This window comes from Roseburia sp. AF12-17LB (assembly GCF_003479605.1).
In the GTDB taxonomy this organism is placed as follows: domain Bacteria; phylum Bacillota; class Clostridia; order Lachnospirales; family Lachnospiraceae; genus Roseburia_C; species Roseburia_C amylophila.
The window spans coordinates 59715-81223 of record NZ_QUHR01000004.1 but is presented as its reverse complement, the minus strand read 5'-3'; the positions used below and the strand labels follow the sequence as shown (position 1 = coordinate 81223).

21 protein-coding genes are annotated in these 21509 nt (G+C 43.7%); 2 read left to right on the top strand and 19 right to left on the bottom strand.

The window, feature by feature from the left end:
• Window positions 1–51: 51 nt before the first annotated feature.
• From DWV68_RS06585 to DWV68_RS06570, 3 genes are all read right to left on the bottom strand, one after another.
• Entirely contained in the window at window positions 52–2001 is a 1950-nt protein-coding gene (locus tag DWV68_RS06585; RefSeq protein ID WP_118087999.1) for a bifunctional metallophosphatase/5'-nucleotidase, read from the bottom strand.
• Between the two features lie 539 nt (window positions 2002–2540).
• Window positions 2541–3650: a DUF362 domain-containing protein gene (locus tag DWV68_RS06580; RefSeq protein WP_118087998.1), complete on the bottom strand. Its 1110-nt coding sequence runs from the start codon at window positions 3648–3650 to the stop codon at window positions 2541–2543.
• A gap of 266 nt (window positions 3651–3916) precedes the next feature.
• On the bottom strand, window positions 3917–5329 hold the full coding sequence (locus DWV68_RS06570) for an aspartate ammonia-lyase (protein WP_118087996.1): 1413 nt from the start codon (window positions 5327–5329) through the stop codon (window positions 3917–3919).
• 338 nt (window positions 5330–5667) lie between these two features.
• On the opposite strand from DWV68_RS06570, the gene DWV68_RS06565 reads away from it, so the two are divergent.
• Window positions 5668–6114 carry an Lrp/AsnC family transcriptional regulator gene (locus tag DWV68_RS06565; RefSeq protein WP_022242847.1) on the top strand — a complete coding sequence of 149 codons (447 nt, stop codon included), beginning with the start codon at window positions 5668–5670 and terminating at the stop codon, window positions 6112–6114.
• Here DWV68_RS06565 and DWV68_RS06560 read toward each other — a convergent pair.
• The 15 genes from DWV68_RS06560 to DWV68_RS06490 form a co-directional block, all read right to left on the bottom strand.
• The gene (locus DWV68_RS06560; RefSeq protein WP_242994289.1) at window positions 6077–8530 is read right to left on the bottom strand and encodes a cation-translocating P-type ATPase; all 2454 of its coding nucleotides are present in this window, start codon (window positions 8528–8530) and stop codon (window positions 6077–6079) included. The two genes, DWV68_RS06565 and DWV68_RS06560, sit on opposite strands and share 38 nt — an antisense overlap.
• 371 nt (window positions 8531–8901) lie before the next feature.
• Entirely contained in the window at window positions 8902–9309 is a 408-nt protein-coding gene (gene atpC / locus DWV68_RS06555) for an ATP synthase F1 subunit epsilon (RefSeq protein WP_022242845.1), read from the bottom strand.
• 11 nt (window positions 9310–9320) lie between these two features.
• Window positions 9321–10712 (bottom strand): F0F1 ATP synthase subunit beta, encoded by a 1392-nt coding sequence (gene atpD / locus DWV68_RS06550; RefSeq protein ID WP_117841866.1) that lies wholly within the window; start codon window positions 10710–10712, stop codon window positions 9321–9323.
• Between the two features lie 41 nt (window positions 10713–10753).
• Window positions 10754–11608, bottom strand: coding sequence for an ATP synthase F1 subunit gamma (gene atpG, locus DWV68_RS06545; RefSeq protein ID WP_117947283.1), 855 nt, complete (start codon window positions 11606–11608; stop codon window positions 10754–10756).
• Between the two features lie 32 nt (window positions 11609–11640).
• Window positions 11641–13146, bottom strand: a complete 1506-nt coding sequence (gene atpA, locus DWV68_RS06540; protein ID WP_022242842.1) for a F0F1 ATP synthase subunit alpha — start codon at window positions 13144–13146, stop codon at window positions 11641–11643.
• Window positions 13143–13709, bottom strand: coding sequence for an ATP synthase F1 subunit delta (atpH, locus tag DWV68_RS06535; protein ID WP_118057587.1), 567 nt, complete (start codon window positions 13707–13709; stop codon window positions 13143–13145). The genes atpA and atpH overlap by 4 nt, the downstream gene beginning before the upstream one ends.
• Window positions 13697–14212, bottom strand: a complete 516-nt coding sequence (gene atpF, locus DWV68_RS06530) for a F0F1 ATP synthase subunit B (protein WP_117698877.1) — start codon at window positions 14210–14212, stop codon at window positions 13697–13699. The genes atpH and atpF overlap by 13 nt, the downstream gene beginning before the upstream one ends.
• 48 nt (window positions 14213–14260) lie before the next feature.
• Window positions 14261–14515 (bottom strand): ATP synthase F0 subunit C, encoded by a 255-nt coding sequence (gene atpE / locus DWV68_RS06525; RefSeq protein ID WP_007890533.1) that lies wholly within the window; start codon window positions 14513–14515, stop codon window positions 14261–14263.
• Between the two features lie 25 nt (window positions 14516–14540).
• Complete coding sequence (gene atpB, locus DWV68_RS06520) at window positions 14541–15227, bottom strand: F0F1 ATP synthase subunit A (RefSeq protein ID WP_117698891.1); 687 nt, start codon at window positions 15225–15227, stop codon at window positions 14541–14543.
• Between the two features lie 79 nt (window positions 15228–15306).
• The gene (locus tag DWV68_RS06515; protein WP_022242838.1) at window positions 15307–15714 is read right to left on the bottom strand and encodes a hypothetical protein; all 408 of its coding nucleotides are present in this window, start codon (window positions 15712–15714) and stop codon (window positions 15307–15309) included.
• Window positions 15695–15949: an AtpZ/AtpI family protein gene (locus DWV68_RS06510; protein WP_022242837.1), complete on the bottom strand. Its 255-nt coding sequence runs from the start codon at window positions 15947–15949 to the stop codon at window positions 15695–15697. Before DWV68_RS06510 ends, DWV68_RS06515 begins: the two co-directional genes overlap by 20 nt.
• A 253-nt stretch (window positions 15950–16202) precedes the next feature.
• Window positions 16203–16688 carry a deoxycytidylate deaminase gene (locus tag DWV68_RS06505; RefSeq protein ID WP_022242836.1) on the bottom strand — a complete coding sequence of 162 codons (486 nt, stop codon included), beginning with the start codon at window positions 16686–16688 and terminating at the stop codon, window positions 16203–16205.
• Window positions 16689–17111: 423 nt separating this feature from the next.
• Window positions 17112–17741 carry a uracil phosphoribosyltransferase gene (upp, locus tag DWV68_RS06500; RefSeq protein WP_117698874.1) on the bottom strand — a complete coding sequence of 210 codons (630 nt, stop codon included), beginning with the start codon at window positions 17739–17741 and terminating at the stop codon, window positions 17112–17114.
• A 1-nt stretch (window position 17742) separates the two neighbouring features.
• The gene (locus DWV68_RS06495; RefSeq protein ID WP_117841861.1) at window positions 17743–18201 is read right to left on the bottom strand and encodes an arsenate reductase/protein-tyrosine-phosphatase family protein; all 459 of its coding nucleotides are present in this window, start codon (window positions 18199–18201) and stop codon (window positions 17743–17745) included.
• An 11-nt stretch (window positions 18202–18212) separates the two neighbouring features.
• A complete protein-coding gene (locus tag DWV68_RS06490; RefSeq protein ID WP_118665336.1) occupies window positions 18213–19262 on the bottom strand; it encodes an L-threonylcarbamoyladenylate synthase in 1050 nt (349 codons plus the stop codon).
• A gap of 172 nt (window positions 19263–19434) precedes the next feature.
• Here DWV68_RS06490 and DWV68_RS06485 point away from each other — a divergent pair, with 172 nt between their 5' ends.
• Window positions 19435–20475 carry an aldose epimerase family protein gene (locus DWV68_RS06485; protein WP_118173597.1) on the top strand — a complete coding sequence of 347 codons (1041 nt, stop codon included), beginning with the start codon at window positions 19435–19437 and terminating at the stop codon, window positions 20473–20475.
• A gap of 86 nt (window positions 20476–20561) precedes the next feature.
• On the opposite strand, the gene DWV68_RS06480 is transcribed toward DWV68_RS06485, so the two are convergent.
• Window positions 20562–21320 (bottom strand): N-acetylmuramoyl-L-alanine amidase, encoded by a 759-nt coding sequence (locus tag DWV68_RS06480; protein WP_117841858.1) that lies wholly within the window; start codon window positions 21318–21320, stop codon window positions 20562–20564.
• Window positions 21321–21509: the final 189 nt, after the last annotated feature.

Here is a 21509-nt window from a genome sequence, read left to right as displayed (position 1 = left end):
CTCCAAACTTTTTTCATCTGTTCTATAGCATACCACACTTCCACTCATGTGTTAACTTTTTTTCAATTTTCTTCTGCGGATGCGGCGTATGACTTTGACAATCAATACGATTATGAAAATCAGAACAAGGAGTACCACAAGAACAACTCCCACAATCATTGCTGCATATTTATTCGGATTTTTCAGTCTTGCGCCAAGGCTCTTATCATCATCTACCACCTTGCGGTCATGAAGTCCGTTATAATATTCCGGCATCTCTGCAATACCATTTTCTCCTTCTTCAAAGGATTCCATATAGCGGGCAATGGATACCCATGCCTTTAATTCCTGGTCACCATCATAAATAATGCAGTCTTCAAAATCTTCTACTTTACTTCCATCTGCATTCTTTGGCACAATGGAAAGCAGTCCATATGACATATCCGTTACTGCACTAAGCATCTGGCCGCTGTAAAGGTCAGCTACGACGCAGTATAATTTGTCATCTTCAATTTCTTCTCTCTTATCATTCTTCGTCAGATATACATCTGTTACCCGGTTTAATATCAGACGGTTGGGATTATAGGTCATATTCAGTCCGGAGCAGTAAAGTCTTGCCGTTGTCATATAATCGGAAATGGAAGCATCAATCTCTGCTACCGTCTTTAATTCTTTTCCGGTCAGGTATACCTTAATCAGCGGGTAACCCGGCACACCATCTGCCCCGATTCCAAGGGAGAAGGAGTTAAAGACATCTGTTACCGTAATATCCCCCGGCACATAGGTATCACGGACAGTTCCGCTTGGAACGACTGCCACATCAATTTCTTCTCCATCATAATCCTTCGTATGGGTTGCCCCGTAAATATAGGCATCCGCCATAATATCTCCCAGATTATGTTCCGTATGCTTCGTATATAAATCATCTACTGACGCAAATTCATAATCATTTTCACACAATACTTCAGAAGCAGTGTATCCAAACTGTTTCAGGTAAGTATCATCAATATTGGCTTCAAAAGCATCTATCTTCTCCTGGGCCGCCTCATCTGCCTCAATATCCGGGCGAATCGGAATCAGATTATAATCCTCTACCTCCCAGCGTCCTTCGGCATTCTGGGAAAGGTGCATACTTCCTACATTAATGCCATATTCTCCGGCAGATACAATAGCTGTATTTCCTTCGATAATCGGCTCTTCCAATGTGGTATGGGTATGTCCGCTGATGATAACATCCAGCTCCGGCACTGCCTTTGCAAGAAGTTCATCCTCAGATTTCTTCGGGTCTTCACTGGTTCCACTGTGGGAGAGGCAGACAATCATATCCACATCTTCTTTTTCCTTTATGGCTGCCACAGTCTCCCTCACCGCCTCGATCGGATCTTTAAACTCAAGCGCACAGGTTGGTGCACAGGAAAGGGAATCCTTGCCGAATACTCCAAGCAATGCGATTTTTACACCGCCCTTCTCGATGACTTCATAATCCTTTACACCATAATGATCAAAGGCATCTTTTAAAAGCTGTCTCTCATCATTCATCTCTGACCAGTCAACATTACAGACCAGCAGGGACGGCACTACATCACCGCTGGCTGCCGCTGTATCAAGCATCTGCGCTAAGCCTTTGCTTCGATAATCAAATTCATGGTTTCCAAAGGTCGTTGCATCATAGCCAAGATAGCCTAACATCCGAAGCTCAGATGCCTCTTCTTCATAAACTGTCTGGAACAGTGTTCCCATGGAAAAATCACCACCGTCTACCACCAGTGTATCCGGATTTTCTTCCTTCTTCTCATCAATGACTGTTTTGATTCGTGCAAATCCGCCTGCTTCCACATTTTCTCCATCTACTACCGTACGGAAGCTGTTCAAATGGGAGTGGGTATCATGGGTAAATACGATATCCACCGACTTCGGCTTTTCTTCTGTTGCGGATGCTGTTGTTACCTGCAGACTGCATACCCCCATGCATGCTGCCAGTAATAGTGCTTGTAGCTTTGCTCTTATTTTTTGTCCCCTCATATTGTTCTCCTTTTTTTCTATTTTAGATGCGAAAGAAATTTTTAGGGTATTGTAATTTTGTTTTCTGGATTTATCCATTAGATTTTCTTTTAAGCAGAATACGCCTGCTTCTTTCAGACATTTTTGCTTTCTGCCGTTTTGTCTTTCTGGTTGCTTTGACCGGATACTTCCGACTGTCCGTCTGCTACGGATACCAACATTATGTCTGCAAGGGACTCTAAGAATTTCGATATACAATCTATATTTTGCGGCAACCGGCGCAAATTCACATCCATGTTCAGTTGCGCCTCGCTGGCACGTCCCTGCGCCAGCGTTGCCGGTTGCTGTCGAAATTCTAAGAGTCCCTAACAGACTGCATAAATGGTATCCGTATGCAGACGAACCGCCGGAAGTATACTATCAAACATTGGAAAGACAGGACGCTATAAGAAAAATAAAAATGTCTGAATTAGAAGCAGCTGTGTTCTGCTTTTGGAAATCGTTGGATAAATCCAGAAAACGAAAACAATACATAAAATCTCTTCCGTATCGAAATTCGTTTAAATACGGACTAACTCGTAGTTACGGGTTCCAAGTCCGATTTTTTCTGCATGCTCTACACAGGATTCCCAGTTGGTATCCGGATGCACCATATGAAAATGGTCTTTCTCATGAACATGCTGCATCTGTTCTTCCAATACACTGCCGTGTACTACCGGCTGCTTATTGCAGGCATCTGCACATGCCATGTCCAGTGCTACCGGATCGAAGGATGCAAACATTCCTACATCCGGGATAATAGGAATATCATTTTCTGGATGGCAGTCGCAGTTCGGTGACACATCACATACCAGCGAAATATGGAAACACGGGCGGTTCTGGCAGACTGCCTTGGAATACTCTGCAATCCGGTAATTCAAAAGATTGGATGCATCCCAGTTGGTTGGATTGACTGCGTCTTTTGGGCATACGCCGATACATCTGCCACAGCCCACACATTTATTTTCATCAATACCTGCCTTGCCATCTGTGATATGTGGTGCATCATGGGCACAGATTCTTACACAGGCTCCACAGCCTACACACAGGCTCTGGTCTACCGCCGGTTTGCCGGAGCAATGCATTTCCATTTTTCCGGCACGGGAACCACAGCCCATTCCAATATTTTTTAAAGCACCGCCAAATCCGGCCCCCTCATGTCCTTTAAAATGTGTCAGGGAAATAAATACATCTGCATCCATCACGGCTCTTCCGATTTTGGCTTCCTTCACATATTCCCCGTCTACCGGAACCAGTGCTTCGTCTGTTCCTTTCAGCCCATCTGCGATAATCACATGGCATCCGGTGGAAAATGGTGTAAATCCGTTTTCATATGCTGTATCCATATGATCCAGTGCATTCTTTCTGCTTCCTACATAAAGGGTATTGCAATCCGTAAGAAATGCTTTTCCTCCACATTCTTTTACAAGATCCACCACTACTTTGGCATAATTCGGACGCAGAAATGCAAGATTTCCTAACTCTCCGAAATGAATCTTAATTGCTGCATATTTATCTTCAAAATCAATATTTTTCATTCCAGCTGTAATACAAAGGCGACGCAGCTTCTGCAACAAATTTTCTGAGCCGCTGGTTTTAAAACTGGTATAGTATACTTTGGACGCTTCCATACGTTTTCCTCCTACTTGTTTTTACTTACTATTTACACACTTTTTATACTTCATATCATAATATAATCCGCCGCTTTTTTCAATAAAACGCAGACTGTTTTGTATCTTTGTGCGTTCCTAAAATTATTTCAGCACTCATCAAATCTGCATGCAGGTTTGAATTTTCTTCTATATATTCCACCAGAAAAAAAGCAGCATCCGGTTTCGTGGAATAAGACTTTCGCTTTTCCCCGATCGTGACGCTGCTTCTGTTATTTTTATATTGGCTACATTGCTTTTCTCTGTTCAAAATGTACTTCTGTCATCATTTCCGGATTCAGTACATGCTCTAAATCCGTTTCACTCATCAGCTTCCGTTCCAGAACGATTTCTCTTACACTCTTGTTCTCCCGGAGTGCTGTCTTTGCAATGTCGGCAGATTCCTTATATCCAAGATACGGGCAAAGTGCTGTGGAAATACCAACACTCTTGTCTACCAGACTGCGGCAGTGTGCCTCATTGGCTGTGATTCCATGTATACAATTCTTTGTCAGTGTCTCAACCGCTTCTTTTAAAGTATCGATGGAATCAAAAAGGCTGTAAAATACCACCGGCTCAAAAGCATTCAGTTCCATCTGTCCTGCCTCTGCCGCCATGGTAATTGCTGTGTCATTTCCAATGACATGGAACGCTACCTGGCTTACCACTTCCGGAATAACCGGATTTACTTTGCCCGGCATAATAGAAGAACCATTCTGTCTTGCCGGAAGGTTAATTTCACCAAACCCGGTTCTTGGTCCGGAGGATAACAGTCTTAAATCATTACACATTTTTGAAAGGTCTACGGCGCATGCTTTCAGTGCACCGGATACCATCACGAATCCATCCAGATTCTCTGTAGCATCAAATAAATCCTCTGCCTGCTTCAGTGGATAACCGGTTATCTTTGCCAGTGTCGGCACCACGTTAGATAAATATGCCGGAGAAACATTGATGGCAGTTCCAATTGCGGTTCCCCCCAGATTTACAGTAAACATTTCACATCTTACTTCTTTCAGCCGCTCATAATCACGTTTTACCATGGTTGCATAGGCATGAAAGGTCTGTCCGAGGCGCATCGGCACTGCATCCTGAAGCTGCGTTCTTCCCATTTTTAAGATTCCATCAAATTCTGCTGCTTTAATCCGAAGCTCCCTCTCCAGTCCATCCAGTTCTGCCAGCAACGGTTTTAACAGTTCCAGCACCGTAAGTTTTCCGGCTGTTGGAATCACATCATTGGTGGACTGGGACATATTCACATGGTCATTCGGATGAATCCGGCTATAATCACCTTTTCTTCCTCCCATCCATTCATTGGCACGGTTTGCCAGCACCTCGTTCATGTTCATATTGGCACTGGTTCCGGCGCCACCCTGAATAGCATCTACAATAAATTCATCGGCAAAACATCCACGAATCACTTCATCACAGGCTCTTATAATTGCTTCTGCCTTATCTGCCGGAAGAGCCAGCGCATTCCGATTACTCTGTGCCGCTGCCTTCTTTACTTTTGCAAGGTTGCGGATAAATACAGGATGCAGACTCTGTCCTGTAATCGGAAAATTCTGTTTTGCCCGCAAAGCCTGTACGCCATAATAAGCCTCCTTTGGCACTTCCATTGTTCCAATTGAATCGGATTCCATACGCATTTCTTCTGTCATGATGTTTCCCTCTCTCTTTCTTATTTTTTAGCCCTACTTAGTAACGCAAATAGCGTCAAGACAGTCTTATCCTGTCCTGACGCCATTGTCACAAGGGTTTGTTTTCAATTTTTATTTTTTGTTTTTTGGTTCTGTCAAAGACTAGCACTCTTTGACCAGAAGGTAAATAGTTTTAAGTTAAAACGTGCTTTATATTTGTTTTTTGCTTGTTTTTGATTAATTATTTTAATATTGTTTGTTGTTTTCTTTATTTTCTTAAGTATCTGTCTTTTCAGAGAAATACTTTTGTGCTACAATGAGTGAAAGCAAAACGCTGTATGAGAACGAAAGGAGCCTTTATGGAAAAAGAATTAGACAACATTGACAAAAGCATCATCCGGATCTTACAGGAAAATGCCCGCACTCCGGTCAAGGATATTGCAAAGGAAGTCTTTTTATCTTCCCCGGCGGTTTCTGCCCGGATTGAGCGGTTGGAAAAACGAGGGATTTTAACCGGCTATCATGCCACTGTAAATCCCATGCTCTTTGGCTATCACATTAAGGCTTTCATTAATCTTGAGGTGGAACCGGCACAAAAAAAGGAATTCTACCCTTTCATCGATAGAATTCCCAATGTGATTGAATGTAATTGTGTCACCGGTGATTATGCCATGCTGGTGGAAGTCATGTTTCAGACTACCATCCAGCTTGACCACTTCATCAACGAACTGCAGCATTTCGGACGAACCAAAACACTAATTGTATTCTCTACTTCTGTGGAGCACCGCGATGTGCCCGTGAACTGATGAATTTTGCAATTCCTTCCACCCCGATTGTCAGGTAACGGAACAGTGACTCTGCAGCAAAAGCAAATACAATCATCAGAAGAATACTAATCTTAGACATCTGGCTCATGGCAAATAACTGGTTTAAGCAGATGCCGCAGAAAAGCAGCCCGGCGATATTAAAAATTAAAATTCCATATTTAAACTTATTCATCGGATGGCTGATTTTAATCAGAATCATAAATCCTACAACACATAAAAGCATGGTGGATGCAGTTGCCACATCGGAAGCAGGTATAGAAAATACTTCTCCGCAGACTACCAGCGAACCAACGATTAATACATCGGTCAGTCCTGCCGGAAATGCTTTTAATAATACTTTCCGTAAAAACCGTCCTTCAATACGGTTGCAGTTTGGCTCCAATGCCAGTAAGAATCCCGGTGCCCCAATGGTAAACATACTGATGAGGGAAATCTGTGCCGGCTCTAACGGATAAGTAATTGTCGATACCACTGCAAAGATTGCCATTAACAGAGAGAATATATTTTTTACCAGAAACAGGCTGGCAGAACGCTGCACATTGTTTACTACCTGCCGTCCTTCTGATACCACATCCGGCATATGGGCAAAATCGGAATCTAAAAGAACTACCTGCGCCGCCTGTGCTGCTGCTTCACTTCCGGACGCCATCGCCACGCTGCAATCCGCATCCTTCATTGCCAGAATATCGTTAACTCCATCGCCGGTCATTGCTACGGTATGTCCCGCATCCTGCAATGCATGTACCAGCTTCTGCTTCTGTTTCGGAGTTACCCGTCCAAATACGGTATAGCGGTCTGCCGCATCATAAATTTTCTCATCGGTATCCAGTGTGCCTGCATCCACATATTTCTCCGCATGCTCGATTCCGGCACATCGTGCCACTTCGGATACGGTCTCCGGGTTATCACCGGAAATTACTTTCACTGCTACACCCTGAGTCTTAAAATAACCAAAGGTCTTCTTCGCATTTTCACGAATTGGATTGGAAAGAATCACATAACCCAGCGGCTCCGGTTTTTCGGTCAGGGTTCCCTTGATATCACTGCCCGGATATTTTGCCAGCAAAAGCACACGATAACCTTTTTTCGTATATTCCCTGATTTCATCTGCAATTTCTTCAAAGGCATTTCCCATCACAAATTCCGGCGCACCCAGAAGATATTTTCCATCCTCAAATACAACGCCACTGTATTTTGTTGCAGAAGTAAACGGCATAACCTCCAGTGCTTTCCGCCGGGCAGCCATAAAGGTCTGTACTTCCGCTGTTTTATCTTTATTGCTGTCGGTATCACTATCTCTATCCTTATCTTTGCCCTTCCGCTCCAGATGATCACGAATTGCTTCCATAGTAGCATTATTATCCGGCACTGCTGACGCATAATCCCGAAGCAGAGACTGAAGAAATGTATTTTCCGCATCCTTCGCCGGAACAATTTTTGCCACTTCCATACCGGCTTCCGTTATGGTTCCGGTTTTATCGACACAGAGCACATCAACTCTTGCCAGTGCTTCGATACTCTTCATGTCATGGAGCAGTACATGCCGTTTTGCCAACCGCATGGTTCCAAGTGCCAGAGCTATGGTTGTCAGAAGATACAAGCCCTCCGGTATCATTCCGATAATTGCTGCCACCATGGAAACGATGCTCTTCTGGAAAGTCTCTCCATTTACGATATAGCCCTGCCAGAATAAAATGATTCCAATCGGAATAATCACAATACCAATCCATTTTACCAACTGGTTAATAGAGCGAATCATCTCGGACTGTTCTTCATTTCCCATCGCTTTTGCTTCTGCAGTCAGCCTGGAAATGTAAGAATGCTTTCCTACCTTCTCCAGTCTCGCATAACATTCTCCGGATACCACAAAGCTTCCGGACATCAGCCTGCTTCCCGGTGTTTTCTCAATTTCATCGGCTTCTCCGGTCAGCAATGATTCATTTACCTGAATCGTACCTTCCAGAACAACGGCGTCTGCACAAATCTGGGTTCCTGCAGTCAGTAAAATGACATCATCCTTCACCAGCTGCTCCGATAAAATTTTCTTCTGCTCTCCATCCCGGATAACAATGGCATGGGGTGCATTCAGAAGGCTCATCTTATCTAAGACTTTCTTCGCCCGCAATTCCTGAATAATTCCAATCAGCGTATTTCCGATGATGATTGGCAGGAAAGTCAGGTTCCGGAAAGAACCGACCACACAAAGCAGAATCGTAATGACCAAGAAAATAAAGTTAAAGTATGTAAATACATTGGACTTTACGATTTCCTTTGTGCTCTTCTCTGTGCTGATGTCTGTTTTATTTACAAATCCTTCTATAAAGCGTTCTTCTACTTCTTCCTTTGATAATCCCCGCAGGATACGTTTTTCTTCCGGCATTCTGTTTTCACTCATAAACTGTTTCTTCATCCTTTTCATTCTGTTTGAAATTCATTATATAGCTTTCCCCTATGGTATGGTATAAATATTTTCTTAAATTATTATAAACTATGTAGAAACCTCTCTTAAAACATATCCCCCTTTTTCACTCTACCGGAAAGCAATTTCCTGTAAAGGAAACAAAGAATGTGCCTCGGCACATTCTCGCGCCTGCGGCGGTCGCTTGCGACATCTACCTTATACGCCGCAGTGTGCATCCTCGCGGAGCGTTTTTTACTTTACAGGAAAGTAATTTCCTGTAAAGTAAAAAATACCCTCTCTACCGTTTTCTACGGTAAAGAGGGTACCTTCCTTACATCATATTTTATCTTTTGTATACACCGTTTTTAATGTTTCACTTCAATTCGCACCAGCGCCTTACGCAATGCAAATTCCGCACGGAGCATATCTGTATCTGCAGCCTTAGCTGCAATACGGGCTTCGGCACGCTCTTTTGCTGCCTCGGCACGCTTCTCATCGATTTCATCCGGCCACTCGGCAATCTCTGCCAGCAGTGTTACCTTATCGCCCAAAATCTCTGCAAAGCCTGCATGAACCGCAGCTTCTTTTACATCTTCGCCATTGGTAATGGTCACAACACCGGGAGCAAGCACCGTTGTCAGCGGAATGTGGTCCGGATAGACACCGATTTCTCCTTCTGTTGTATTGAATTCTATCATGGTTGCTTCCCCGGTATAAAAGATTCGCTCCGGGGTAATGATTTCTACCTCAAATGCTTTCTTCTCGTCTGCCATGGCTTCACCCCTTACTTCATACGGGCACGTACTTCGTCAATACTTCCGGCATTCAGGAAATAGCTCTCCGGTACATCATCATGCTTTCCTTCTAAGATTTCACGGAAGCCGCGGATGGTCTCGGCTACCGGTACATATTTTCCATCAAGACCGGTAAACTGGGTTGCTACGAAGAATGGCTGTGACAAGAAACGCTGTACTTTTCTTGCACGGCTTACTACCAGCTTGTCCTCTTCTGACAGCTCATCCATACCAAGAATTGCAATAATATCCTGTAATTCTTTATATTTCTGAAGAATCTCCTGTACTCCACGGGCTACTTCAAAATGCTCCTGCCCTACAATACGAGGGTCAAGGATTCTGGATGTAGAACCAAGTGGGTCTACTGCCGGATAAATACCAAGCTCTACGATAGAACGATCCAGTACAGTAGTGGCATCCAGATGGGCAAATGTAGTTGCCGGAGCCGGATCAGTAAGGTCATCCGCCGGTACATAGACTGCCTGAACGGATGTAATGGAACCATTCTTGGTAGAAGTGATACGCTCCTGCAATGCACCCATCTCAGTCTGTAAGGTCGGCTGGTATCCTACTGCGGAAGGCATACGTCCTAACAGTGCAGACACCTCAGAACCTGCCTGTGTGAAACGGAAAATGTTATCAATGAATAACAGTACATCCTTTCCACCTTTATCACGGAAATACTCCGCCATGGTAAGTCCGGTAAGACCTACACGCATACGTGCTCCAGGCGGCTCGTTCATCTGACCGAATACCATGGTGGTCTTATCAATAACTCCGGATTCCTTCATTTCATAATAAAGGTCATTTCCCTCACGGGTACGCTCACCTACACCGGTAAATACGGAATATCCACCATGCTCGGTTGCGATATTATGAATCAGCTCCTGAATCAATACGGTTTTTCCTACTCCTGCACCACCGAAAAGTCCGATTTTTCCACCCTTCTGGTAAGGGCAGAGAAGGTCAACAACCTTGATTCCTGTCTCTAACATTTCTGTAGAAGTTGCCTGTTCATCAAAGCTTGGGGCTTTCCGGTGAATCGGCATATATTCCACATCCTGTGGTGGAGCCTCATTATCAATTGGCTCGCCTAATACGTTAAACATTCTGCCTAAGGTATGCTCGCCGACCGGCACGGAAATCGGTGCACCGGTTGCCTCTGCATCCATACCACGGATTAAGCCGTCGGTAGGTCCCATGGCAATACAACGTACGACATCATCTCCTAAATGCTGTGATACCTCTACTACCAGAACTTCACCATCTTTTCTGGTAATACGGATTGCTTCGTTGATTGCCGGAAGCTTTCCTTCGGTAAATTTAATATCCAATACAGCACCTATTATCTGAGTGATTTTTCCAATATTTGTTTCTGCCATCTTTTTCTATCACTCCTTATTCTCTATTCTTATGGATATGATTAAGAAATTGCCGATGCTCCGGCTATAATCTCTGTCAGCTCCTGTGTAATGGAACCCTGACGGGCACGATTGTACTTCAGTGACAGGTCACTGATCATATCCTCTGCATTGCTGGTTGCAGAATCCATTGCCTGCATTCTTGCACCATTTTCACTGGCTACTGCTTCTACCAGTGCTCCATAAAGAAGGCTCGTTACATACTTTGGTATGATTAAATTAAGCGCCTCCTCCTGGTTTGGTTCATAATTCATCAGCACATTATCTTCTTCCTGCTCCGGCATATCTTCGATATCCACCGGAAGAAGCTTGATTAATTTCGGCTCATGTACCACCGTATTCTTAAAATGTGTATAAGCAAGGTAAATTTCGCCAACTTCACCTTTTTCATAGGCTGCCAGCACTTCCCTTGCCAATGCGGACGCCTCATCATAAGCCGGTGTCTCTATCAGCTCCGGAAGTTCCTTTACAATGGAATATCCCTTATGTTCTAAGGACTCTCTTCCCTTATTACCAACTGCATAAATGGAAAGCTTGTCCTTTGGAAGGTCACTCTCTGTAATCAGCTTTACGACATTCGCATTATAGCCTCCTGCCAGTCCACGGTTCGAGGTAATTACAATCACTGCCTTCTGCCCGGAATCTTTACCGGTAAGGTAAGGATGATTGATGGAACCGCTCTTTGCCAGCATGGAAGTTACGGTCTGATACATATAATTAAAATACGGATTTGCCTGTTCTGCATGTCCCTTCGCTTTCTGCAGTTTTACGGTAGAAACAAGCTTCATGGCCTTTGTAATCTGCTGTGTGCTGGAAATACTGCTTTTGCGCCGCTTTATATCACGCATGGACGCCATAGTCTCTCACCGCCTTTTACCATATTACATGCCTATTTGAAATCTTTCTTACATGCTTCAATTGCTGTAATTAATTTCTGCTCTGTTTCTTCGTCTAACTGTTTTGTTTCACGAATGGATTCGAAAATCTCCGGATACTTGGTATCAATCAGTTCTAACAATGCTTTTTCAAATGCCAGAATCTCATCCACCGGAATATCCAGTAAATATTTCTTGGTTGCAGCATAAATAATTGCTACCTGTTTTTCCACCGGCATCGGCTGATACTGTGGCTGTTTCAACATTTCACGGATTCTTTCGCCCTGTGCTAATTTCTCTTTGGTATCAGCATCCAGCTCAGAACCAAACTGTGCAAATGCTGCCAGCTCACGATACTGTGCCAGCTCTACTCGGATTGGTGCTGCAATCTTCTTGATTGCCTTAATCTGCGCAGCTCCACCAACCCGGGATACGGAAAGTCCTGCATTGATTGCCGGACGGAAACCAGCGTTAAACATATCTGTTTCCAGATAAATCTGACCGTCTGTAATGGAAATTACGTTGGTCGGAATGTATGCGGATACGTCTCCTGCCTGTGTCTCGATAATCGGCAGTGCAGTCAGGGAACCTCCACCCAAAGCATCGGAAAGTCTTGCTGCACGCTCTAATAATCTGGAATGCAGATAGAATACGTCTCCCGGATAAGCCTCACGTCCTGGTGGTCTCTTAAGCAGCAAGGAAAGGGTACGGTATGCAGCAGCATGTTTACTCAAATCGTCATAAACGATTAATACATCCTCTCCGTTCTCCATCCACTCTTCACCAATTGCACATCCTGCATACGGTGCAATATACTGTAATGGTGCCAGCTCACTTGCTGTTGATACAACAACTGTGGTATAGCTTAATGCACCGAATTCTTCTAATGTTTTTACCAGGGATGCTACGGTAGATGCTTTCTGACCGATGGCAACGTAAATACATTTTACGCCCTGTCCCTTCTGGTTAATGATGGTATCAATTGCAATTGCCGTCTTACCGGTCTGCTTATCTCCGATGATAAGCTCACGCTGTCCACGTCCAATCGGCACCATGGAATCGATTGCCTTAATACCGGTCTGTAATGGTGTATCTACAGATTTTCTGGAAATAACACCGGATGCCACACGTTCAATCTGGCGGTATTTCTCCGTCTCAATCGGTCCTTTTCCATCAATCGGCTGACCCAGCGCATTTACTACTCGTCCCAGTAATGCATCTCCGACCGGAACCTCTACTACACGTCCGGTGGTCTTTACGGTATCACCTTCGTTGATGGAACGCTTATCTCCTAACAGAACCGCACCTACATTATCTTCCTCTAAGTTCAGCACCATTCCATATACTTCGCCCGGGAATTCCAAAAGTTCTCCCTGCATTGCATTTTCAAGGCCGTGAATTCGTGCAATTCCATCTGCCACCTGAATGACAGTTCCTACGTCTGCCACTTCCAACTGGGATGCATACCGCTCGATCTGCTCTTTGATAACGGAACTGATTTCTTCTGGTTTCAATTTCATGAAGCGGTTTCACCTACTTTCAACTGTATTTTGGATAATTCACTGGTTAGCTTCTGCAGCCTGGTTTTGATACTGCTGTCCACTACCCTGTCTTTTATGCGGATGACCATGCCTCCAATGAGTGATGCATCCACCTCATAATTCATTTCAATTTCTACATAATGTGTGGTTTCTAATAGTTTCTTTACGATTTCGTCTTTCTGCTGCATTGACAGCTCCATCGCAGAAATGACATATGCCGTTCCGATATTTTTATATTCTTTTACGGAATCCACAAAGCATGCAAATACGCTTTCCATATCTTTAAAGTGGTCTTTTTCTATCAGCTGGCACATCAATCCCACGATCTCGTCCGCGGTCTTTCCCTTGAATATGTTTTCAATAATCTGAATCTTCTCTTCTTTTACAATCTGTGGATGATTCATCAATTTTGCCAGTTCCTCATTCTCATGGAGAATCTCAAGAAGTGCTTTCGCATCTTCTAACCAGGCATCTTCACATCCCTTTTCCACGGCGAGTTCAAACAATGCATCTGCGTATGTTTTGGAAACTAATTTTGCCATGTTGTATCACCCATCTCTTTCAAGGTTTCTTCCACGAGGGCATCCTGTATTGTTGTATCAATGGATGCGGCTACCACTTTGCCTGCCATCATAGATGCAATTTCTATCATTTCCTGTTTCATCTCATCCATCACGCGTTTTTTCTCCAGTTCTGCCTCTTCATTGGCACGCCGGATAATCCGCGCAGCCTCTTCCTTTGCCTCGCCAATGATGCGGTTCTCATTGCGCAGGGCTTTGGTTCTGGCTTCACTTAAGATAACCTCCGCCTCTTTATCGACGTTCTTAAGCTTCTCTTCATACTGCTGTCTTAATTCTGCTGCTTCTGCCTGGTCGCTTGCCGCAGATTCCAGTTCCGTCTTTATCTTCTCCTGACGTCCCTTTAACATCTTACGAACCGGCTCGAAAAGGTTATAAGACATTACGGTAAACAATACGAAAACGGATATCGCCATAAGGATGGTATCATGCAATAACTGAAAATCAAGATTAAATAATCTGGTCATTTTCTTCCTGCTGTGCCTCCTTTCTTTTCGTAATCATTTCTTCGCACTTTATACCAGTGGTTTTACGAAAAGCAGAAGCATTGCAATCAACAGACCATAAAGACCGGTAGTCTCTGCTACTGCCTGTCCAAGAAGCATGGTTGACATAATATCTCCTTTTGCTCCCGGGTTACGGCCTACAGCTGCTGCTGCGTGTCCTGCTGCAATACCCTGTCCAATACCAGGTCCGATACCTGCGATAACTGCAAGTCCTGCACCAATTGCTGAGCATGCTAAAATTAAATCCTGTCCTGTAATGTTCATAATTATAAATCCTCCTTATACTGTTCTATTCTGTTTCCATCTGCTGGTTCACATATGTCATAGTCAACATACAGAATACATACGTCTGAATTGCTCCTGAGAACAAATCAAAGTACACATGAAGCGCCGCCGGCCAGACAATTGCAATCTTGGACAACAGTCCATAGACCAATGCCATCATTACGGTTCCTGATAATACGTTTGCAAACAAACGAAGTGACAGGGAAATCGGCACGGCAATCTCGCTGATGATATTGATTGGCAGCCACAGTGGCAGCCATGGTGGTAACGGCGAACACATATCTTCCCAGATTTTCTTTGGTTTCTGGTACTTTATCTGGCAGATATGGATAAGCGAAAAGGTGATAAGTCCCAACGCCAGTGTCGTTCCATAATCTGCGGTAGGCGGTCTTAGCCCGAATAATCCAGATATATTACTCATGAGAATAAAGATAAAAATGGTGCTGATGTAATTCACCAGCTTCGGTGCATTTTTCCCCATGACACCGTCAACCACGCCATCTAATTTTTCCACCATAAGTTCTACTACATTCTGGAATCCGCCCGGTACCTCCGTTGCCGCTTTCATCTTGTGTTTTACAATAAACGAAAAGGCAATCAGTATCAGCATGATTATCAGAATACATACATGAGAAGTAGTAATCCATACCTCATGTCCGAAAATCTTATAGGAAAACAGTCCATGAATCATAAAATCTATATCCTGGGCACCCGCTGCTAAAATTCCGTTATCCACGCTTTCACCTCCTTATATTATATTTTTCTTCACCCTAAGAAGATTCATCACCTCTCCCTAAAAGTTTTAAAATTACTTTATGTGTAAAGGGTTGAACGTAAGCTCCAACCTTCAATCCCATTACTCCCACAAATGCTACAATCACATTGCCTATTTCAAAGTATGCCGTAGCAAAAAAGACTGCTACAACTACGAGATACCGCAGCACATACTGCAATGCAATCCGTCTTGTCCTTCCGGATTCTGCCATATCCATACTGTCCCGCAGAACCACTGCCATATGGATTGCCATTCCGATTGCGGTTGCTGCTCCAATCAGAAGGCCGTTGGAATATCCCAATTTGTCCTTTACAAACCAGATACCGGTAAATTCCACCACAATTTCGTATATAAGGATTCCCAGAATCAATTCCGGTAATGCATCATTTATCCTTTTTAACATCTGATTTAACCTTTCCCGTGTCTTTTTTCTGCCAAAGCCTCTGTGCCATCCGGTAGCAATTCTGGAATCCCGCTGCCGCCCCAAGGAAAAACAGCAGAATCACCAGCCACGGATGCCCGTATCTTCGGTAAATAAAAACCCCGAGTCCAACACATAAAAAAATAGGAACTATCATGTTGATACCGAACTGCATGATTAAAATCAATGAATCATACACTTTATTTCTGTTCTTCATGAATAGCTCCTTCCCTTACATTTTCGTGAAACGCTCTGCAAAACGTGCCAGCATGATGACTCGCTTACGCTCATTATATCATTTTTGAGGAAATTGTCTATAAAGATTTTATGAAAAATGTCTATAAATCAGCTTTACGATTTTACAATTTTACATATTTTTAACAAATATTACCAGAACATTTTTCCCTTACCTTCGTCATTTGTTCAATTGGTTGTAAACCTCTGCAATTGATTGTTTTCTCGCCTGTCCATTACAAGGTAATGTTTATTTCCCGGTTGGTGTGGGTGTACTGATAGTAGCGCACGCCTGCCGCATCTAACATCCGTTTGGAAGCAATAACTGCCGGAGTATTCTGGTATTTGTCGCTGTCATATACGATAGTCTTGATTCCAGCCTGAATGATTGCTTTGGCACATTCATTACACGGAAACAGTGACACATACATTTTCGCTCCCTCCAATGAACCACCCCGGTAATTTAAAATTGCATTTAATTCGCTGTGGGTAGTATAGAAATATTTATTTTCCAGGGGTGCTCCTTCTCTCACCCACGGAAATTCATCATCGGAGCAGCCCTTCGGCAGTCCGTTGTATCCCATGGAAAGGATCTTGTTATCCTCACTGACAATGCAGGCTCCCACCTGTGTATTCGGGTCCTTGGAGCGCATTCCGGATAACATTGCCACGCCCATAAAATATTCATCCCAACTAATATAGTCTTCCCGTTTCTGGCTCATTTTATTTCCTCCTTGCTGCGGTTTTTCTGTTGCTATTTTACCATATTTTTTTATGGTTTTATACGGTTTCTGTGAGATTTTTACGGAAATGACACAGTTCTTAGCTGAATAAAGTACTTGCCGGGGCGAAGCCCGCTTCCTTCACTTGGGATACATGATAAAGGCTGTTAGGGGCACTTGGAATTTCGTCTGTTTCTAGGCAACACCGGCACAGGGATGTGCCGGTGAGGTGCAGATGAACATGGATGTGAATTTGTACCGGTTGCCGGAATAGACTGTATCTTTTTCGAAATTCTTAGTGTCCCTTGCAGGCTTTATGCCGTATTCAAAGTGAAGGATGTGGACTGCGCCAGACAGTAATGTAAAAAAGGGTTCTTAAGCCATTCAACTTAAGAACCCTTCACATTTCATGTATCTTTGAACTTATTTTGTTCCGAATATTCTGTCTCCTGCATCACCAAGTCCTGGTACAATATAGCAGTGCTCATTCAATTTCTCATCTAATGCTCCGATATAAATGTCTACGTCCGGATGTGCTTCCTGCATTGCCTTTACGCCCTCTGGCGCTGCAATGATACACATAAAGCGGATGTTCTTTACACCTCTGTCTTTTAACATCTGGATGGCTGCTATAGAAGAACCACCGGTTGCCAGCATCGGATCTACAACAAATACTTCACGCTCATCGCAATCCTCCGGAAGCTTGCAGTAATATTCTACCGGTTTTAATGTCTGTGGGTCACGGTAAAGTCCGATGTGTCCGACTTTTGCTGCAGGAATCATTGCAAGCATTCCGTCTACCATTCCAAGACCTGCACGCAAGATTGGTATCACTGCCAGTTTCTTTCCTTTTAACTCTTTTACAGTTGTCCTGCAGATTGGAGTCTCGATTTCGATATCGGTAAGTTTCAAATCCCTGGTTGCCTCGTAGCACATTAACATAGCGATTTCGCTGATTAATGTACGGAACTCCTTAGAACCCGTTTCTTTTCTTCTTATCCAGCCGATTTTATGCTGAATCAGTGGATGATCCATTACAAATACTTTTGACATATCATTCTCCTTCGTTTAATAATTTCACTAATTTTTTTATACTCTTATTCATGGTCTCAAAGCAAAGCCCGTATGACTGAAGTGTGCCGCCGTAAGGATCTAAGATTTCCAGTTCATCCCCTACTAACTCCGTCAGTACCTGGACATTTTCTTCCTTCGCCTCCGGAAACATTTCCAATAATTTCTGTCTCTGCTGTGCTTCCATTGTAAGCACCAATGTATCTTCGCCAAAATCCCCTGCTGTAATCTGGCTTGACATAAAACCTTCCATGTTAATGCCATTGCTTATCATAACAGCTTCTGCCTTCTGATTCAGTGGTTCCGGGAATAATACCACAAGGCCTCTCACTAACACTTCTACCGGATGATTCAGGGAATATTCCCGAAAAATACCGGCCGCCATGGGTGCCCTGCATGTTCCGCTTTCCGCCACGAATACAATGCGATCGTATGGCTTCATAAAAACCTCCTCTAAACTGTAATCACCTGATGTCCTGCAGCCTTCAGCAGACGATTCATAATTGCCTGCCCAATACGCGGAGTTGCAAAACTCTCGGAGTAAATAATATCTACTTCTTTCTCATCAAAGTCCCGCAACAGTTTATACAAATGCTTTGCAATTGCATCCTCATCACTGCGTGCACCAATACTTACCACTTCGCCTTCCGGATAACGGTCTATCGTTTCGTCTGTTCCGATGACTCCTACCTTCTTTCCCAGCAGAACCGCTTCCTTTGCCAAAGCATTAATCTTTGCTACTACCTTCTCTTCTTCTCCATCTACCAGAATCAAATCTGCTTTCGGTGCATAATGCTTATATTTCATTCCCGGTGCTTTCGGCTTCTGCAGCGAATCCGAAGCAATAATTCCAGGATCCATTTTCACTTCCCCGATTACCTTTTCTAACATTTTCGGTGTAATATAGCCCGGTCTTAAAATCATTGGTATGTCTTCTGTCAGATCAACAATCGTGGATTCAATTCCAATTCCCACAGGACCCCCATCCAGTATCATCGGAATTCTGCCATCCATATCAAATGCTACATGCTCTGCCAGAGTCGGACTCGGTTTACCGGATGTATTGGCACTCGGTGCTGCAATATATCCACCGCTTCTCCTGATCAGTTCCAGTGCAACCGGGTGATTTGGCATGCGGACTGCCACCGTATCCATCCCCCCCGTAGTTTCATATGGAACCTTATCATTCTTGCGCACAATCATGGTCAGCGGTCCCGGCCAGAATGCATCTGCAAGTTTCTTTGCTTCTTCCGGCATCTCCTGTGCGATTTTCTCCATGTCTGAAAATTCTGCCACATGGACAATCAAAGGATTATCAGATGGTCTTCCCTTTGCCGCATAAATTTTCTTCGATGCCTCTGCACTCAGTGCATCTGCGCCCAGTCCATATACCGTCTCAGTTGGAAATGCCACCAGCCCTCCATCCCGGATAATTGCGGCTGCACGTTCCAGTGCTTCTGTATCCATATTATTCTGATCTATTTTTATCACTTCTGTTTTCATAACGCTTATTATATCACGTTCCCTTTATGTGTTCAAGAACTGGAATTGTTTTCAAAATCCATTTCCATCGAAAATCGAAAACACCCGAAAACCGCACTTCCTACTTGCTATGTAGCCCTAAGTGTGGCATAATCAGTATGTTCACTAGAATATTATGGAAAGGAGTTTCCAGATGAAAATTACAAAAAGCGAATTTGGCATGACCAAAGATAATAAGCCGATTTCCCTTTATACTATTGAAAATGCATCCGGTGCTTCCGTTACACTTTCGGATTATGGATGTCGTATTATTAAGATTATGGTTCCGAATAAAGAGGGAAAACTGACCGATGTAATTTTAGGCTTAATGAATGCCGATGAGTATCTTGCTGATGATGCCAGCCTGGGAGCTGTTGTCGGTCGATGCGCCAACCGTATCGCCAAAGGGCACTTTACCTTAAATGATAAAGAATACAATCTTGCCATTAATAATGGGCCAAACCACCTGCATGGTGGTCCTACGGGATTTGGTCAGCGTGTATGGACCGGAAAAATTACAGATGATAAAGTTACTTTTACCCGCATTTCTCCGGATGGAGAAGAAGGTTATCCGGGTAACCTTACAGTTTCCGTTACCTACGGATGGTCTGAAGACAATGAATTATCTATTGTTTACGATGCAGCCTGTGATCAGGATACTGTATTCTCTGTTACCAGCCATGGTTATTTCAATCTGAATGGGGAAGGAAACGGTACCGTATTAGATCAGGAATTACGCATTGATGCAGATGCGATTACAGAACTGGATGACACACAGTGTCCTACCGGTGCATTTCTCTCTGTGGAGGGAAGCCCATTTGATTTCCGTGAGATGAAGAAAATCGGTGACGGCATTCACTGTGACAATGCCCAGTTAAAATTAGGTGGTACTTACGACCATAACTTTGTAATCAACGGGGATGGCTTAAGAGAGGCGGCTGTTTTACAGTCTAAGGAAAGCGGCATACGGATGACCTGCTTTACCGACCAGCCGGGTGTACAGCTCTATGTCCCTTGTTATACCCTTCATCAGAAAGGAATTGATGGCAAAGATTATCCGCCATATTCCGCAGTATGTTTAGAGACACAGCATTATCCAAATGCAATTAATATCGAACATTTCCCTTCTGTTGTTTTAAAAGCAGGCGAGAATTTCCGTTCCAAGACACTCTATCATTTTTCTGTGATGGGCTAAACCCGGAAAAAATATAAGAACGCAAAAGATTCCAGACCATTATGGCTGGAATCTTTTTTGTAATCTTTCTTTATTTCTGATGCATTTCAATGCTGTTTCACTTTCTGTTTTTCTGTATCTGCAGTCTCATTACTCATGCCGGCTTCTTCTGTATCTGCTGTTTCATTGCCCAGACAGTCTAGAATTCCATCTGCAATAGCTTCTGCCACTGCCTCCTGATATTCCCCGGTAGATAATTTCGCGGCCTCCTCAGAATTACTTAAGAAGCCGCATTCTACGATTACCGTAGGATATGCCGTTTTTTTCAGGAGATAATAACTCTCATTGGCTTTTGCTTCCCGCTTATTTTCCGTATCCAGATGCGACCGCAGGCTTTCCTGCATAATCCCGGCAATTTTTCTGCCCTCCTCGGACTGTCCAAAATAGAAGCACTGAGCTCCGCTTATGGACTCTTCCGTATAACTGTTCTGATGGACACTTATGGTAAATAACGGCTTCGCCTCATCAATCAGCCGGCAGCGGTTACGCATATCTGCCACCTTTTTGCTGCCGCTCTCCCCTTTATCAAGACTTTCGTCTGTCTCCCGGGTCAGAATCACTGTTATATTTTCTTTTTCCAGACGGGCTTTTACCTTCTTTGCAATGGCAAGGTTAATGTCCTTTTCCAGTTCGCCGTGAATCCCGATTTTGCCTGGGTCATCACCGCCATGGCCTGCGTCCACAACGATACATGGCTTTTCTTCTGCTGCCCGCATGCTGCTTACCAGCACTGCTCCTTCTTTTGATAACAGGCATACTGCCACCAGTAGAAGAACTGCCATATATAATTCCATTCTTTTTTTCAAACCACACTTCCTAATTTTTTTCTTTATAATAAATATGAAAGTGCCGGCTCAATTATCCTGTTTTATCTGTTAATCTACTTTAAACTTCGCAATTTCTTCGGTAATCTCTACTACAATCCGTTTCAGTTCCTGTCCGGCTTCCACTACTTTGTCGCCATCCCTGGAGAATTCTTCGGAAATATCCATAAC